Source organism: Flavobacterium undicola (genome assembly GCF_009909155.2).
Lineage (GTDB): Bacteria > Bacteroidota > Bacteroidia > Flavobacteriales > Flavobacteriaceae > Flavobacterium > Flavobacterium undicola.
Map to the genome: position 1 here is coordinate 87944 of NZ_JAAAPM020000003.1, position 17931 is coordinate 105874.

Annotated in this window: 15 protein-coding genes; 7 read left to right on the plus strand and 8 right to left on the minus strand. The window is 32.6% G+C overall.

The window, feature by feature from the left end:
- The first annotated feature begins 108 nt into the window (after positions 1 to 108).
- The 3 genes from GTZ96_RS02750 to GTZ96_RS02760 all read left to right on the plus strand — a co-directional run bounded on the left by GTZ96_RS02750 (position 109) and on the right by GTZ96_RS02760 (position 3285).
- Positions 109 to 588 carry a GNAT family N-acetyltransferase gene (locus GTZ96_RS02750; RefSeq protein ID WP_161641058.1) on the plus strand — a complete coding sequence of 160 codons (480 nt, stop codon included), beginning with the start codon at positions 109 to 111 and terminating at the stop codon, positions 586 to 588.
- 192 nt (positions 589 to 780) lie between these two features.
- Positions 781 to 2037, plus strand: a complete 1257-nt coding sequence (locus tag GTZ96_RS02755) for an aspartate kinase (RefSeq protein ID WP_161641059.1) — start codon at positions 781 to 783, stop codon at positions 2035 to 2037.
- A 186-nt stretch (positions 2038 to 2223) separates the two neighbouring features.
- A complete protein-coding gene (locus GTZ96_RS02760) occupies positions 2224 to 3285 on the plus strand; it encodes a glycosyltransferase (protein ID WP_161641060.1) in 1062 nt (353 codons plus the stop codon).
- A 399-nt stretch (positions 3286 to 3684) separates the two neighbouring features.
- On the opposite strand, the gene phoU is transcribed toward GTZ96_RS02760, so the two are convergent.
- From phoU to GTZ96_RS02800, 8 genes are all read right to left on the minus strand, one after another.
- Positions 3685 to 4353: a phosphate signaling complex protein PhoU gene (phoU, locus tag GTZ96_RS02765; protein ID WP_161641061.1), complete on the minus strand. Its 669-nt coding sequence runs from the start codon at positions 4351 to 4353 to the stop codon at positions 3685 to 3687.
- Positions 4354 to 4428: 75 nt separating this feature from the next.
- Entirely contained in the window at positions 4429 to 5187 is a 759-nt protein-coding gene (gene pstB, locus GTZ96_RS02770; RefSeq protein WP_161641062.1) for a phosphate ABC transporter ATP-binding protein PstB, read from the minus strand.
- Between the two features lie 44 nt (positions 5188 to 5231).
- Positions 5232 to 6176, minus strand: coding sequence for a phosphate ABC transporter permease PstA (pstA, locus tag GTZ96_RS02775; protein ID WP_161641063.1), 945 nt, complete (start codon positions 6174 to 6176; stop codon positions 5232 to 5234).
- Between the two features lie 3 nt (positions 6177 to 6179).
- Positions 6180 to 7421, minus strand: coding sequence for a phosphate ABC transporter permease subunit PstC (gene pstC, locus GTZ96_RS02780; protein WP_161641064.1), 1242 nt, complete (start codon positions 7419 to 7421; stop codon positions 6180 to 6182).
- A 77-nt stretch (positions 7422 to 7498) separates the two neighbouring features.
- On the minus strand, positions 7499 to 8332 hold the full coding sequence (locus GTZ96_RS02785; RefSeq protein ID WP_161641065.1) for a PstS family phosphate ABC transporter substrate-binding protein: 834 nt from the start codon (positions 8330 to 8332) through the stop codon (positions 7499 to 7501).
- A 32-nt stretch (positions 8333 to 8364) separates the two neighbouring features.
- Positions 8365 to 9705, minus strand: coding sequence for a porin (locus GTZ96_RS02790; RefSeq protein WP_161641066.1), 1341 nt, complete (start codon positions 9703 to 9705; stop codon positions 8365 to 8367).
- A gap of 244 nt (positions 9706 to 9949) precedes the next feature.
- Positions 9950 to 11023 (minus strand): sensor histidine kinase, encoded by a 1074-nt coding sequence (locus tag GTZ96_RS02795; RefSeq protein ID WP_161641067.1) that lies wholly within the window; start codon positions 11021 to 11023, stop codon positions 9950 to 9952.
- A gap of 42 nt (positions 11024 to 11065) precedes the next feature.
- The gene (locus tag GTZ96_RS02800) at positions 11066 to 11752 is read right to left on the minus strand and encodes a response regulator transcription factor (RefSeq protein WP_161641068.1); all 687 of its coding nucleotides are present in this window, start codon (positions 11750 to 11752) and stop codon (positions 11066 to 11068) included.
- 177 nt (positions 11753 to 11929) lie between these two features.
- Between GTZ96_RS02800 and GTZ96_RS02805 the strand changes: the two genes are divergently transcribed.
- The 4 genes from GTZ96_RS02805 to GTZ96_RS02820 all read left to right on the plus strand — a co-directional run bounded on the left by GTZ96_RS02805 (position 11930) and on the right by GTZ96_RS02820 (position 17760).
- Positions 11930 to 14725, plus strand: coding sequence for a TonB-dependent receptor (locus GTZ96_RS02805; protein WP_161641069.1), 2796 nt, complete (start codon positions 11930 to 11932; stop codon positions 14723 to 14725).
- Positions 14726 to 14916: 191 nt separating this feature from the next.
- Complete coding sequence (locus GTZ96_RS02810) at positions 14917 to 16101, plus strand: hypothetical protein (protein WP_161641070.1); 1185 nt, start codon at positions 14917 to 14919, stop codon at positions 16099 to 16101.
- 109 nt (positions 16102 to 16210) lie between these two features.
- The gene (locus GTZ96_RS02815; RefSeq protein WP_161641071.1) at positions 16211 to 16549 is read left to right on the plus strand and encodes a T9SS type A sorting domain-containing protein; all 339 of its coding nucleotides are present in this window, start codon (positions 16211 to 16213) and stop codon (positions 16547 to 16549) included.
- A 209-nt stretch (positions 16550 to 16758) separates the two neighbouring features.
- A complete protein-coding gene (locus tag GTZ96_RS02820) occupies positions 16759 to 17760 on the plus strand; it encodes a LuxE/PaaK family acyltransferase (RefSeq protein WP_181033132.1) in 1002 nt (333 codons plus the stop codon).
- Positions 17761 to 17931: the final 171 nt, after the last annotated feature.

A 17931-nucleotide genomic window follows, 5' to 3' on the forward strand; every position in this document is an offset into this window, starting at 1 on the left:
ATAAAACTTACTAAGTTTGTCAGTATTGTATATTTGCTAACAATTAGCAGCTTAATAGAATTTCAAAAAGCCTTATTGTTAAATTTTAAACCTTAATAATACGAATATATGAATATTAGAGTAGGTGAAAAGGAAGACATGAAGGCCGTTTTAGGTCTAATTCAAGAGTTAGCAGAATTTGAAAAAGAGCCCGATGCTGTCAAAGTTACAGAGGAAAATTTGATTCGAGATGGTTTTGGAGACCAACCATTATTTCACGTTTTTGTTGCCGAGATAGATTCAGAGATTGTAGGAATTGCATTTTACTATTACCGATATTCTACCTGGAAAGGAAAGATAATCCATCTCGAAGATTTGGTAGTCAAAAACAATATGCGAGGTAAAGGAGTGGGTTATGCCTTATATTCTGAGATTATCAAGCAAGCTCAAAAAGACAAGCTAAGAAGAATTGATTGGAATGTACTAGACTGGAATACACCAGCAATTGATTTTTACGAAAAAACAGGAGCCAAAGTGTTAAAAGAATGGCACGTTGCTCAAATGGATGAAGCAGGAATTGCCGATTTCATCGAGAATAAATTGAAGTAAAAATCCTCACCCCAGCACTCTCCACACGAGCGAAAGCGAACTGGCGAAGCAAAGGAGAGAGAGACGAAACTGGAAATGCGTAGGCTTCTTTCACATCCAAAAAATAAAAATTAGAAAATAATAAATATAAATAACGACTTTAAAGTTTTCAGCGACAAATCTGAAATCTGAAGTCTGAAATCTTAGTTTAAAATGAAAGTATTTAAATTTGGTGGAGCATCAGTAAAAGATGCTGCCGGAATAAGAAACGTATACGACGTTTTACAAAAAGCAGGTTATGAGGATGTATTATTAGTGGTTTCGGCAATGGGAAAAACAACCAATGCGCTGGAATTAGTAATTAAAAACTATTTTGAAAAATCGGCTGAACTTAACGCATCAGTACAAGAAATTAAAAAATACCACAATCAAATTTTATTAGATTTATTCGAAGACGATAAACATGAGGTATTTGAAGCTGTAAACAATCTTTTTACTGATTTAGAATATTTTTTATCGCATAACAAATCTCCAAATTACAACTTTGTTTACGATCAAATTGTAAGTTATGGTGAATTGATTTCGACTACAATCTTAAGTCGTTTTATGAGTTTCATGGGCATTAAAACAGAATGGATTGATGTGCGTAACTACATTAAAACGAATGCTAATTATAGAGATGCAGAAGTAGATTGGGAATTGACTCAAAGCAATATTGCTAACAATTTCAAATCAAAAACATTACACATCACACAAGGATTCTTAGGTTCTGACGAAAACAATTTCACTACAACCTTAGGTCGTGAAGGTTCTGATTATACTGCAGCTATTTTTGCTTATTGCTTAAATGCCGAAAGTGTTACTATCTGGAAAGATGTTCCTGGAGTAATGAATGCTGATCCAAGGTATTTTGAAAACGCTAGTTTGTTAAACCAAATCTCATACAGAGAAGCAATTGAATTAGCTTTTTACGGTGCAACGGTTATCCACCCAAAAACATTACAACCACTGCAAAAAAAGGAAATTCCTTTACACGTAAAATCATTTATCAACCCTTTATTAAAAGGAACTGTTGTAAGTAAAGGAGCAACTCTGGAGCCATTCATGCCTTGTTTCATTGTTAAAAGAGAGCAATTATTGATTTCACTTTCTTCTATTGATTTTTCATTCATTATGGAAGAAAACATCAGTGAAATATTTGGTTTGTTTCACGAATTTAAAATTAAGGTAAACTTAATTCAAAACTCGGCTATCAGTTTTTCTGTATGTGTTGAAGACAAATTTGGCAACTATAAAGACCTTCTTGCTATTTTAGCAAAAAAATTCAAAGTAGGCTACAACGAAAATGTTACTTTATACACTATTAGACATTTTAATGACACTGCTGCTCAAACAGTTGTTGAAGGAAAAACAGTTCTATTGAAACAATTAGGTACTGAAACTATGCAAATTGTTACCAAAGAGAACTAAGTTTTTCTATTAAATATTTTCATAAAAGACACTGTTGTTTAACAATAAACGACAGTGTCTTTTTTTTTTACTAATCACTTTTTAATTATTACATTAGGAAATAATAACTTAATAGTTTAATAATTCATAGGCAAGTTTGCAAAAACTTTGTTTAGTTATTTTTATCATTAAAATGATTTAAAAAAAATGAATTTAAATTCTCCTAGCAAAACAATTTTAGTCGCTCCATTAAACTGGGGTTTAGGACATGCAACGCGCTGTATCCCCATTATTAAAGCCTTACAAGACAATAATTTTATCCCTATTATTGCCTCAGACGGAATTGCTTTGGACTTATTAAAAAAAGAATTTCCTTATTTAAAATTTCTTGAACTACCATCCTACGAAATAGAATATGCCAAAAACGGTAAAAATTTCAAATGGAAACTCCTCAAGAATTGTCCAAAAATGATTGAAGCCATTTTAGAAGAAAAAAAATTAGTGAAAAAATGGATTAAGAAACACGATATAGACGGCATCATTTCTGACAATAGACTTGGAGTATACAATAAAAAAGTGCCTTCGATATTTATTACTCACCAACTTAACGTAATGACTGGAAACACCACCTGGTTAAGCAGTCTTTTACATCAAAACATTATTAAAAAGTATACCGAATGTTGGATTCCCGACACTGCGGACACTCCTAATTTAGCGGGTGAATTAAGTCATTTAAAAAATCATGATTTAAACATAAAATACATTGGCCCATTGAGTCGAATGCATTCTAAGAAGCTTGAAAAAAAGTACGACTTAATGATTATTCTTTCGGGACCTGAACCGCAACGAGGAATGCTGGAAGAAAAACTAAAAAAAGAGATTGCTCTTTACAATGGGAACATTATTTTTGTAAAAGGAATTATAGAAAAAGAGCAGAAAAAGGAACAAATAGACTCTGTTACTTTTTATAATTTCATGCACAGTCGTCAGCTAGAACAGGCTTTCAATGAAAGCAATATCATCCTTTGCCGTTCAGGATACACCTCTATTATGGATTTATCAAAATTGAATAAGAAAGCTTTTTTCATTCCTACACCCGGACAATACGAACAAGAATATTTAGCTAAAAAATTAAAAAAAGAAGGCCTTGTCCCTTTTGCTGAACAAGATCGTTTTTCAATTAATGATCTAAATGAAATAAGCAGTTACAAAGGACTTTCTGAAATAAAATCCAATTTAAATTGGTCCGAAATATTCAATGTATTTTAAAAAAGAAACACTAACCAACCATGACTAAATATGGTCAATTAGTGTGAATCTTTTGGATAAACTATCTAAGAGGAATTTCGGATATTAGTCAAAGGAGATGGAAACATTGAAATAGCCCACAAACTAAGCATTCAACTATACCATTTAGAAATATAAAATTTTCCGATTTTCCAACTCCCTCTCCTTTGCTTCGCCAGTTCGCTTTCGCTCGTGTGGAGAGGGCTGGGGTGAGGTAAACAAAAAACTGTTTTATAATTCTAAATGGTATTACAACAGTAAGTACCTATAAATTTAAAATACAAATTCAGGAATAGAGATATAGAACCACTTTCCTATTCACAAAAAAGCTAGATTCTTCTATTGAAAAATCTAGCTTTTTTTAATTAACACATTAAACTACTACTGTCTATCATCAAACTTTTCATGTTTGATAATCTTAGCTTTAATCATAAAATGAATGTGTTCAGCTATATTAGTACAATGCTCAGAAATACGCTCTAAATGTTTTATTACCAAGACTAGATTCATACCTGAAACCACAACCTTAGAATTGATTTTCATTTCATTCATAAGATTATGAATAATATCGTCACTACTAGTTTTAATACTATTATTCAAAACAAAAATCTCACCAATAGTAGTTTCACTTCTATCGATAAAACATTCATTCATTTTCACAGTTATAATCTCAACTTGTCTGGCTAAATCAGCAATACTAAACTTAGCAATTAAGTCATGTTTCTCTTTTATGTTTTTTGAGTTCTTGATTACACTAATAGCCAAATCTCCAATGCGCTCGATCTCATTACTAATTTGCATCGAAGCCATAATGAATCGTAAATCGGAAGCAACAGGCTGCTGTAATGCAAAAATACTTTGACAAATTTCATCAATTTTAACATCCAATTTATCAATTTTAGCTTCCGTCTTCTTCACCTCTTTGGATTCAGCTGCTGGCTCATAAAGCAATGCCTTTACCGCCTCACCTAACTGATTTTCAGCAAGATTCCCTATTTTTATAATTACATTTTTAAGTTTTTCAAGTTCTATTTCAAAGTGTGATGCCATATTTATATTTTTAAAATTTAAAAGTAAATGGATATAATTAATTATGATAATATGAATTTATACCAATTTAAAATATTATCCAAATCTACCTGTGATGTAATCTTCCGTTTGTTTTTTCTCCGGTTTAGTGAAAATATCATTTGTCTTTCCCATTTCAATCAATTCACCCATATAAAAGAAAGCGGTATGATCACTTGTTCTAGCTGCTTGTTGCATGTTGTGGGTAACAATTATAATGGTGTATTGTTCTTTCAACTCATGAACCAATTCTTCAATTTTAGAAGTAGAAATAGGGTCTAATGCACTCGCAGGCTCATCCATCAAAATAATATCCGGGCTTACCGCCAAAGTTCGAGCAATACACAAACGTTGTTGCTGACCTCCCGAAAGGCCTAAAGCTGAATCATCCAATCGGTCTTTTAATTCATCCCAAATAGCCGCTTGACGCAAAGAAGTCTCCACTATTTCGTCTAATTGTCCTTTATCTTTTAATCCATTAATTCTCGGACCATAGGCTACATTTTCATAAATAGATTTCGGAAAAGGATTTGATTTTTGAAAAACCATCCCAATCTTTTTTCTAATATTCACCACATCTACATTCTTATCATAGATATCCACTCCTTCCACAAGCATCTCTCCTGTAATGGAAACACTCGGAATTAAATCATTCATTCGGTTTATACATCTCAAAAAAGTAGATTTACCACAGCCGGAAGGCCCAATCAAAGCAGTCACTTTATTGGCTGGAATCTGCATCGAAATTTCTTTTAATGCCTTTTTTTCTCCGTAGTATAATGACAAATCATTAACCTGTATTTTTATATCTTTCATTTTATTTTTGTTACTTCTAAAATAATATTTTTTGTTGAATAAAATTATTTTGCTCTTCTTCTAATTCTTGATCTGATTACTACAGCTACTAAATTTAATGATAATGTCAGAATTAATAAGACTAATGTAGTAGCAAACTGAATCGGCATTGTTTTCTCAACATCCGAAGATTGGGTTGACATAATATAAACATGGTAACCCAAATTCATAAATTGATCACTTAAAGATTTTGGTAAAGTGGCTAAATAATAAGCCGCTCCGGTAAACAAGATTGGTGCTACTTCTCCTGCTCCTCTACTAACAGCCAAAATAGTTCCAGTCATAATTCCTGAAATAGATCCCGGAAAAACTACTTTTCTAATGGTTTGCCATTTTGTTGCACCTAAAGCTAAACTGGCTTCGCGTAATTCTCTTGGAATTGTTTTCAAGGCTTCTTCAACAGAAACAATAATAACCGGCAAAGTTAGCAATGCCATTGTAAGACTTGCCCAAATAATATTAGGTTGTCCCCAATGCAATTCTCCTCCATTAAAAGTTTTATCAATACCTCCTCCAACAAATTGAATAAAAAATCCCAATCCGAAAAGACCAAAAATAATAGACGGCACTACTGCTAAAGTTCGTATAGAAAAACGAACTGCTGCAGCAAACTTAGAATTTTCGCGTGCATATTCCGTCAAATAAATAGCAGTTATTGTTCCAAAAGGAACTGCCGCTATCGACATGACAACAACCAAAATAAAAGTTCCTATCAAAGCGGGGAAAATCCCTCCTTTGGTCATTCCATCCGTTGGAAAGGAACTTATAAATTCCCATGAGAATTTTTCACGACCTTGATAAATAATAATTCCAAGAATTATAAATAAGATGGCAATGATTAAAAGAACCGCTATCTGGGTCAGTCCAATAACCAATTTCCCTTTTATATCTTCATTCCTTTTTTTAGATGTAAAAAAAGAATTTTCTAAGTCACTAATTACTTTATTCATGATTTATTTACCTTGAAATTTTTTGATTAATCTGCCTTTAACATAAAATTCTGCAATTGCATTTAATGCAAAAGAAAAAATAAAAAGTAAAGAACCAATGAAAAATAACACACTATAATGTGTTTCTCCAAAAACAGTTTCAGCCATTTCTGAACCGATAGTTGCCGCAAAAGTTCGAACACTCTCAAATGGATTTACAGATACCAAAGCTGCATTACCTGTTGCCATAAGAGCAATCATAGTTTCTCCAAAAACTCTTCCGACACCTAATAACAAAGCTGCAAATATTCCGGGAGTTGCCGCTGGTAAAGTTACCAAAAATGCAGTTTGTGATTTACTTGCTCCAAGTGCTAAACTAGCCTCTGAATAGGTTTTCGGAACTGCCGACAAGGCATCTTCTGAAATTGTATAAACAATAGGAATCGCTGCCAATGCCATCGCCACACCACCAATAAAAGCATTCAATCTTGAATCATATCCAAAAACATCCTGAAAAAAAGTAGCCAAGACCATCATGGCAAAAAATCCAATTACCACTGATGGAAAAGCAGCTAGCATTTCGATAATCGGTTTTATGATTTCCTTTCTTCTATTAGAAGCAAAACAAGAAGTGTAAACCGCTGCTAAAATAGCTAGTGGCCCCGCAATAAGCATTGAAATTATAGTTACTTTTAAAGTACCAATTAATAAAGCCATTAATCCAAAACGCGGATTATCTGACACAGGAATCCATTCTGTAGAAAGAAAAGTATCCCAGGTTCTATCTGCCCCATCTACATTTTCAGAAACAGCATCCATTGTTTCATCAGATGAAGCAACAGACAAATCTTCTTTTGGTGTATCTCCATAGGCTTCCGGTTTCAAATCATCATTAGAAACAGGCTCAGAACCATAAGACTCAGGTTTTAATTCCTCTGTAGTTTCCGTTCCGTATGATTCGGGTTTTAATTCTTCGGTTGTTTCTGAACCATAGGATTCAGGTTTCAAATCCTCCGTAATTGTTCCGTATGATTCGGGTTTATCACCAGTTGTGGTTTGAATTTCTGTTTTAGCTTTAGCATCATTTCCAAAACTAAACAATGGCAATGATTCTTTGAAAACGAAAAAGAAAATCAAGAAAATTATCGCAATAGACAAAAAAGCTACCGACGATATGATTTTTTCGGCTAGAAATTCAGAAAGTCTGAATTGCTTTTTTAAGCTTTCCTTGGTAAAAGTTTGTTTGATGGGTAATTGGGAATTCATCTTATTTATTTAGGAATTCGTATAGTATAAACACAAATATCCCTCACTTAAAAAAATGAGGGATACTTTATTTGTTCTTATTTTAAAGGGTAATATCCGACTTCAGCAATAAGACCTTGACCTGCAGGACTCAAAATCCAATCTACAAACGCTTTGGTTTCACCAGTTGGTTTTGATTTCAAGTACATGTACAAGTATCTTGTAATTGGATAACTATGATTTTTGATTGTAGCTGCTGTTGGCAAAATCGCAGGACTTTTATCGTCTTTCTTAACGGCACAATCTTTCACGCCTTCAGCATAAGCTGCTCCACCGTAACCAACAGAATATTTATCTTTTTTTACAGCATTTACAATTGCAGCTGTTCCTGGCAATGTTTGACAAGTTGGTGAGAAATCTGTTTTAACTACATTATCTTTAAAGAAACCAAAAGTTCCTGAACTACTTTCTCTACCGTATAATTTAATAGAAGCATCTGGACCACCTACTTCTTTCCAGTTGGTAATTTTACCAGCGAAAATTTGTCCAATTTGTTTAAGAGTCAAAGATGCAACTGGATTGGCTTTATTCAAATATACTGACAAACCATCTTTAGCACAAGGAATTTCAACACCAAGAGTATTGTATCTTGCTTTTAATTTTTCTACTTCAGAAGACTTGATAGGACGACTTGAATTAGCAATATCTGTAGATCCATTAATTAATGCTGCTAAACCTACTCCTGATCCACCACCAGTAACCTGGATAGAAGCTCCCGGATTTTTCTTCATGTATACTTCAGCCCATTTTTGAGATAAAATAACCATGGTATCAGACCCTTTTACGGTCACTTTATTAATTGTTGTAAAAGAAAAACCTACTGTCATCACAACTAATAAAATTGCTGCGATTTTTAAATTTTTTGTTTTCATCTATTTGTTTTTTTTTTAATTATTCTTGTTTATTAAAATCTAGCCTGTAATCTAAGTGTAAAAATATTATCGTGTTTATCTTTTATGTAATCTGCTCCGGCATTTAGAGATTTTTCATTAACAGGTAATGTATAACAAGCCATTACTTTAATGTAATCATTGAAATAGTATTGCCATGCGAATGCCCATGTATTGTATTTCAAATCATCCTTTGTTTTAACTCCATCTCCTGATAATTTAGTGTTCGGATCAAAAACATCATATCTCAAAGAAACCTCATTTACCTTACCTACATTTTTAACTAATGAAACATAATAACCTTCTACATTTCTTACTTTGTTAGCATTGAACAAGGTGTTAACCTGAGCAGTATTTGTTGTTCCTGAATAAGTTCCTCTAATGTATTCTCCTTTTAAAGATAAACCTCCCAAGAAATCATAATACATCTGTACCTCTGCACCAAACAATTCTTTCTTCATTTTATCTCCTACATTAGGAGTAAATGAGTTATTATTCACATCTGAAAACACTGTTGGAGTAGGAGTTGTTTGAGCAATTACAGTAGTATTTCCTAGATATGTATGTGCTCCAAAATCAATACCCAATCCTTTACTTGGAAATTTCAAAGAATAAACCGCTCTAGCCATTATATCTTTTCCATTATCAACGTCTTTTGCCTGATTAGCTAAAGCTCCTTCACCAAAATTACCATTTAACACTGCAAATTGTAGTTTTAAAGGAATTTCGAAATTTGTAACAAAATCAGCTTCTAATTTAGCTCCCTGATCTCTTTCAGTAGGATAAAGCGTTCTGGTCATCAAAGTTCTTTCGGCAAATTCTCTCGATGCAGAAGAATATTCTATCTCATATGTTGGTCTGTTAAACTGACCAACCCATAAAGAGAAGGTATTTAACCAACGGTCATTCAACTGTACAAAAGCATCTTTTAAAGTAACTTGATGTGCTTCAAAGTTGGGTTGCAAAACAAAATTCACACCATCAATAGGTTTATATGTAAATTTAATCCTTGCTCTTCTGATGTAAAATGAGTTGTCTTCATAAGCTGATCCCGTTACTAGTACGCCATGTTGAGTTCCGTCAGAAGCCCATGAATCGTACATTTCATATTGTGCTTGTATATAACCAGAAACTTTAATTTTTGATAATTCATTAACAACTGATTCTACAGCCGAAAATTTCTCCTCAAAGCCTGCTAATTTCATTGAATGATCATCTACAGATTCTTTTAATTGATTGATATCCACTGTTTTCAAAGTATCAACACTTTCTGTTTTAACAGTATCACTTGTAACCTCTTGCGCATTAGTCCAAACTGATGTCATCACTAAAACTGCAAATAAAATTTTTTTCATTTTTATTATATGATTAATTTTTTTGCAAATTTCAGTTTGCTATGTTAAGCTAATGTTAACACAACATTATGTTGATGATAAATTAATGTTTGCGTAAGAATAAAACCCCATATATTAATTAATTGTGATTAAATCGTTTACTTATAAACAAGAAAAAACTTATTTTTTTATTTCTAAAATTATATTTTTTTTTGAATTCACAGCTTTTAAAAGCTTTAAAAACTAAAAAAACATCAATTAATTCTTATATAATTTCTTTTTCCTTCATTGCTTTTTCAATCGTGAATGAAAACTCAGAACCAATTCCAAATTCACTTTCAACATATATCTTCTCCTTATGAGCTTCGATAATATGTTTCACAATGGCCAGTCCTAATCCTGAACCCCCTTCGGATCTGGAACCACTTTTATTCACACGATAAAAGCGTTCAAAAAGCCTTGGGATATTTTGCTGTTCTATTCCTTCGCCGTCATCACTTATTCGAACTAAAACTTTTTCTTTGGTTAAATTCACCACAGCCACTTCTGTAGCACCTTCTTTTTTACCATACTTAATTGAATTCACAATTAGGTTTTCGATAACTTGTTGAATTCGGTCTTTATCCGCTTTGACAAAATTGGGACGGATATATTCGTTTTCAAAGCTCAGAGTGATTTTTTTCTTATCGGCTTTCATCTCTAACAAATCAAATACATTTCGAATCAATTCAACAATATCAAATTCGGTTATCTCTAAATTCAAATCTCCCGATTCTAACTTAGTAATCATATCCAAATCTTCTACAATATATATAAGACGCTCCACTCCTTTATCGGCACGTTTTAAATATTTTTTTCGAATAGCCTTATCTTCCATCGCTCCATCTAATAAAGTGGAGATATAACCCTGAACTGTAAATAATGGTGTTTTTAACTCGTGTGAAATGTTGCCCAGAAACTCTCTTCGATATTCTTCACGAACTTGCAGCATTTCAATTTCCAATTTCTTATCGGTTGCAAACTTCTTAACTTCTCTGGTTAAAGTTTCCATATCAGTTGTAATGGGCTGATTGATTAGAGTACTGGATTCTAATAAAGAAACATCATCGTATATTTTTTTGACTCTTCTATAAATGAAGCGTTCTACACGATATTGCAATACCAAAAAAGAAAAAAGATAAATAGCAAAAACAAAGACAATACCAAAAACCCATAAACTTTGAATAGGAGCTTTAAAAATAATTATCGCCAAGAAAACAACAAAACCAGTAGAAAAAAGACTGATGTAAAATGCCGATTTGATGGCAAATTTATAGGTTTTTTTAAAGCTAATTTTCATTTATTTATTTCTTGATGTTTAAAGTATAATAGAATAAAAATACTATACTTCAAATTTATAACCTACTCCTTTAATGGTTTTAAAAAGATCATCGCCGATTTTCTCACGAAGTTTTCTAATATGCACATCAATAGTTCTTCCGCCTACAACTACTTCGTTACCCCAAACCTTATCCAGAATTTCATCTCTTTTAAATACCTTTCCAGGTTTTGAAGCAAGAAGATAAAACAATTCAAACTCTTTTCGAGGCAAAGAAATCTCGATATCGTCTTTTATTATTTTATATTCTTCACGATTAATTTCAATTCCTCCTACATTTAGCGTTTCACTGTCTTGCCCTGTTGTTTCTTTCAATCTTCGCAACAAGGCTTTCACTTTACTTACTAACAACTTTGGCTTAATAGGTTTAGTAATATAATCATCGGCTCCTGCATCAAAACCGGCTACTTGAGAATAGTCTTCGCTTCTTGCAGTCAGGAATGTTATAATTACGTCTCTTAATTCGGGAATGTTTCTAATGTTTTCACAAGCCTCCATACCATCCATTTCTGGCATCATGACATCCATAATAATTAAATCAGGTAATTCCTTTTTGGCTTTAGCAATAGCTTCTCGACCATTAGAAGCCGTTACAATTTGATAGCCTTCTTGAGTTAAGTTATAACCTACAATCTCTAAAATATCCGGTTCGTCATCTACCAATAAGATCTTTGTGTTTTTCTTTTTCATATCTAGCAAATTTTCTTTTGCGATTGTAAATGTAACAATAAAAAAACAGCATAAAAGCCGTGTTAACCGTAATTTAAAGAGATAACAATTTAGTAATGCTGGAGCAACATAATCATAACAACCGATTAACACGAACTTTACAAAGCTGCTATTTCTTTGCAAAAAATTTAATCAATTATGAAACTTAGATTATTCATTCTAACACTTTTTATCACTACAATTAGCTTTGCTCAAAGTAAAGGTACAATTTCAGGGGTAATAACAGACAAAGATTCTAATAATGAGACATTACCCTTTGCAAATGTTCTTATAAAAGGAACAAAATTTAATGCCACTACAGATATTGACGGAAAATATTCTATTTCTATTACTCCAGGAAGCTACATTATTCAGTTTAGCTTTGTAGGATACGAACCTAAAGAAATCCCTGTAAAAGTAATCGAAGGAGCTAAACTAACTATAAATCAAGCTTTGTCTTCAGGAGCATTCACCCTTAAAGATGTTGTGGTAAAAGCTACTGTTAATAGACAAAAAGAAACTGCTTTATTATTAGAACAAAAAAATGCAGTGGAGATTAAGCAATCAATTGGTGCACAAGAAATGTCCCGAAAAGGAGTTAGCAATGTGGAGCAAGGATTAACAAAAATCACTGGAGTAACTAAAGTAGGATCAAGAGGTATATTTGTTAGAGGATTAGAAGACCGCTATAACAACTTATTAGTAAACAACCTAAGCGCACCTTCAAACAATCCTTATAGAAAAATACTTCCTTTAGATATATTTTCAACTGATATTGTTGGAGCTATTGATGTTTACAAAACTTTCAACACTAATATTTCAGGAGATTTTGCAGGAGCAACATTCAATATAGCTACTTCAACAACCAGCAAAAGTGAAACTAAACTTAACATCGGTTTTGGGTATACCACAAACAATAACTTATCTCCTTTTCTTTTAGCTTCTGACATCAAAAACACAAAAGGCTTATTAGGTTTATCAGGAGACGACAGAAGCTTATCTAGTGCATTAGGAAGCACTCCTTCTAATCATGTTTTAACTACAAATGAATCTTTAGAAACTTTAAAATCAGGCTGGAACGTTTCAGAAACAAAGAATCCGTTAAACACAAGTATTAATTTCTTACATTCTGAAAAATTCGATCTGACCGAGGGTAAGCATTTTTCTTATTTATTATCTTTAAATGCAGAAAACAGCTATAGCATTCTAAAAGGTATCAGCAATACCTTTGACACTAATGGAACTTACAACAACAATACTATAAATTCAGAGTATCATTATAAAACAGCTGTATCTTCATTATTAAATTTAAACTATAAAACGACTAAATTAAACCTAGTCTCTAACACGTTTTACTTACGTTCTACCGATAATTTAATCCAAGATCAAAAAGGAGCTTTTAGCGGATTATTAGAAAATAAAAATGTATTAGTAAGAACGAATCAATTAGACCAATCAGATTACATTAACTCACAATTATTGGCAGATTATAAAATTGGAAATAATGAAACTCAAAAACTAAAAGCTGGCGTTTCATTTGCAACAACATCTTACCAACAGCCTGATAGAAAATTTTTTAAATCAAACTTAGACTCAAACAATAATATAAGTGTGAGCTATGGAGGAAACAACTTCATTAGACAATATTTAGACATTGACGGAAATTCATTCGTTTCCGGATTATTAGAATATAATTTAAAATTTGGAAAAGAAGCTCAAAATGCGATTTCATTTGGATACAACGGAAATTTATCAAACACTAGTACTTCGTACCGATTTATAAAGACAAATAGTAACTCAAATAAAACTGTAAACGGTTACATAAATTCAGACATTGACAGCATACTAGAATCTGATTTAGTAGCAGGAAATTTCAACTATCAAGAAAACTCTAATGCTAGTTATAAAACGAAACTAAACGAAAACACCAATGCTGCCTATTCGAATCTTTTATTCAAAATAAATGAGAAATGGGAAATCAATGGTGGTGTTCGTTTTGAAAAATTCACCAGAGACATCAATTACCGCTTTAATGGTTCTTTTTCTGATCCTTTTGACAAAAAGAAATTTGACAAAAACTACTTCCTTCCAGCTATTAATATAAAATATGCTTTAGTAGAAAGAGCAAATCTTCGTTTTGCAGCTTCTAAAAATTACACTAAGCCAGTTACAATGGAAGTTATTCCTATTTCTTACATCAATGGTGATGGAACAAGTGTACAAGGAAATCCTTTCTTGGTAAATAGCGACAACTTAAATTTTGATTTAAAATATGAATTTTTCCCTACAAGTAAAGAGCTTTTTGTAATTAGTGCTTTTGCTAAACATCTGGATAACCCAATCGAAAGAACTTTTAGAGGTGAAGCAGGTGGAAACATCACGACATTTCTTAATTCTAAAAAAGCTGACCTATACGGTATTGAAATTGAAGGAATTCTTGACTTAGGAAGATTAGGCTCAAGCTTAGATCAATTTTCTATCGGCTTAAACACAACAATAATGAAAAGTGATGTTACTGTAAACCCAATCACTATCGATAGAACTACAGGAAATCCAATAGAATCTGCTGAAACACATCAAAAAAGAGAACTACAAGGTGCTTCTAAGTGGCTGGCAAATGCCGATTTAAAATATGAATTTAATTTTACTGAAAATTGGAGCAACACTGCAAATCTTGTTTACTCCGTTTTCGGAAAAAGAATTTATAGTGTGGGCTCTTTAGGATTAGACCATATTTATGAACTTCCAGTACAACAACTCGATTTTGTATGGACAAGTAAAATATCTGATAAATATTCTTTAAAATTTGGTGTAAACAATATATTAAATCCTAATAGAAAGCAAATCATTGGAAGCAATAACAATAGTAATATAAACTTTATTGCAGATTCTAATATAATTCAAGAATACAAAAAAGGAGTCGGTTTTTCATTAAACTTCGGATACACATTCTAAACAGACACATCCTCATAATATCATTAAAGACTGCCATAACAAGCAGTCTTTTTTCATTTATTAAATTAACATAGTTAACATTATGTTTATCTAAAATTTAGGTTTTACTAACTATAGTATAACCATTAGCTAACTTTAGATTGCTTCCTCAATTATACATTTGTCCTATTAAATTTAAACACAAAAACAAAATGAAAAAATTAATTTTAAGCTTAACAATTTTATCAACTATTTTTGTTAGTTGTACAAATGACAATGGATCATCAACTGCAGATCCTGTTGTAGGCGAAATAACTGGTACAATTACAGCCAATAAAACTTTTGCAAAAGGAACATATACTTTAAAAGGTATTGTAAAAGTTGCATCTGGAGTTACAGTTACATTTGACGCTGGATCTACTATCACAGCTGACAAAGCAACTGGAGACAATGCATTTGTAGTATTAAATGGTGGAAAAGCAATTATGAATGGTACTGCATCAGAACCAATTGTTTTTACTGAAAAATCAGGTATTCCAGGATCATGGGGAGGAATTATCATGTATGGAGATGCTCCTATAACAGGTGCTGGTGGACTTACAAGTTTATTGTCAGAAGATGGAAATTCATTAAACTATGGTGGTACTAATACTGCTCACAATGGTGGTTCATTAAAATATGTAAGAGTAGAATATGCTGGTTCTAAATTAGCAGATGGTAACAAAGAAAACAACGGTTTCACTTTCTATGCTTGTGGTACAGGAACAACATTAGATCACTTAGTTTCTTACAAAGGAGCTGATGATGGATATGAATTCTTTGGTGGTACAGTAAGTATGACAAACGCAATTTCTTACGGAAATTATGATGATGCTTTTGACTGGCAAGATGGATGGAGAGGACAATTAAATACTAACTGGTATGGTCTTCAAGTTACAAAAGGAAACTTTGGAATGGAAATCGAAGCTTCTAGTAACAATAATGCTTTTGGTCCAAAAGTAGACGGAATTACCCTTAAAAGAATTGCTGGATGTACACCTGAAGTAGTTGGTGATGTACAAGTTGACTGTTTCCAATTTAAAAAAGAAGGAAATGGAGAATACAACAATATCATTATCGATGGATATGGAAACTACACTGAAGGTTCAACTATCTACCAAGGAGCTGCTGTAAAAATTCAAGATGCTGCAACAAATGCTGATCAAGTAAATGCTAGTAGAATTAAACTTACTAACGTAAAAATTACAAATACTACACAAACTCTTCCTGTTGGTGCTACTTCTGCAATTGTTGTAAGTTTCCCAGTTGGTTATTTTACTACAAGTACAACTGCAACTGGAGCAACACTTACTACAGGAGCTTGGGCTACTGTTGGTGGAATAAATTTGATACAATAACTCATAAAAGATAAACTCTTTTACTTAATCAAACACCTCTTTTTTAAAGAGGTGTTTTTTTTGGCATACTATTTGATTTTTTGTATATTTACTACACAAAATCAAGCTAATGAAAAAAAATTACTTTTATAGTATCATTTTAATGGTTTTTTTCTGCTCCCTAAGCATCACTGCTCAGGAAAATAAGCCGCAAACTAACCTCAACGCTCCCTCTGTTATTGAGGGCTTGAATTTGTACCCAAATCCCGTAAGCAATGGTCGAGTAAGCATCTCAACTAAAAATGATGGCGAAAAAGAAATCATCATTTTTGACCTTCTGGGAAAAAAAGTACTTCAAACCCTTCTCAATTCCAGAGAGCTGAACATATCTAATCTAATGCCTGGTGTTTATATCATCAAGATTAATGAGGGAAATGCAACAGCAACACGCAAACTTATTGTAAGATAAAATACAAATCCTAAAATAACATTAAAAGCTTCAATTAACACTTGAAGCTTTTTTTATTCCAAACAAAAAGCATTTAATACCGTTTTTCAATATGTTTTTTAATTCGATTGTTGTGGTATAATGCCGTTGTATATTTCATTAAGTCCAATTTTCATTGGACTTATTTGAAATAACAAACGGTATAATTTATACCTTTGCTAAAAAAATTCTTGATTACAGCTACTGATATATTTACTATTTCGAGTCAAAAGCAATTTGAAAAAATAGCTTTGAAAGTATTCCGTTTTCAATATGAGAACAACTTGGTGTATAAAGAATTTTGCGATTTCTTGAAAACAGATGTACAACGGGTAAAATCTATACAACAAATTCCTTTTTTACCCATTCAGTTTTTCAAAAGCCACAATGTAGTTTCTAATACTAATCCCATTCAAACTACCTTTAGCAGTAGCGGAACTACGGGCATGATTACCAGTAAACATCTTGTAACCGACGTAACTCTTTACGAAGAAAGCTACCGAAAAGGCTTTGCTGAATTTTATGGAAATATCGAAAACTATGTTGTCTTGGCGCTGCTTCCATCTTATTTGGAAAGAGAAGGTTCTTCGTTGATTTATATGGTCGAAGATTTAATCCAACTTTCCAATCATCCCGAAAGTGGTTTCTATCTCCACAATCATGACGATTTGATTAAAAAATTAATCGAATTAGATGAATCAGGACAAAATGTCATTTTAATTGGTGTTACTTATGCTCTACTCGATTTAATCGAAAAACAAAAATTCCACCTCCAAAACACCATTATCATGGAAACTGGTGGTATGAAAGGCAAGCGCAAAGAAATGATTCGTGAAGAACTACACGAACAATTGCGCAATGGTTTTGGCGTTTCAGCCATCCATTCGGAGTACGGCATGACCGAATTGCTTTCGCAAGCTTATTCCCTTGGAGAAGGCGTCTTTGAATGTCCTTCCTGGATGCAAATCTTAATTCGCGATACCGAAGATGCGTTAACTTATATTCCACAAGGAAAAACTGGCGGAATCAACGTAATCGATTTGGCCAATATCAATTCCTGTTCGTTTATTGCTACGCAAGATTTAGGCAAAAAATATCCCCAACAACCTGCCTGCCTGCCGGCAGGCTCTTTCGAGGTATTGGGACGTTTTGATAATTCGGATATTCGTGGTTGTAATTTGATGGTAATCTAAGCCCACAAAAAAGTAGAAATCTTGCGTACGTTGTACTTTCTTAGTGAACTTAGTAATTCTCTTTATTTCTTATTTAATCTTTATAGTTCCCGTTTCTAAATTTGCCCCTGAAGCGGTTAGCATTATTGGACTCTTTAAATTGTCTAGTCCTGAAATAGCGATACACAAAAA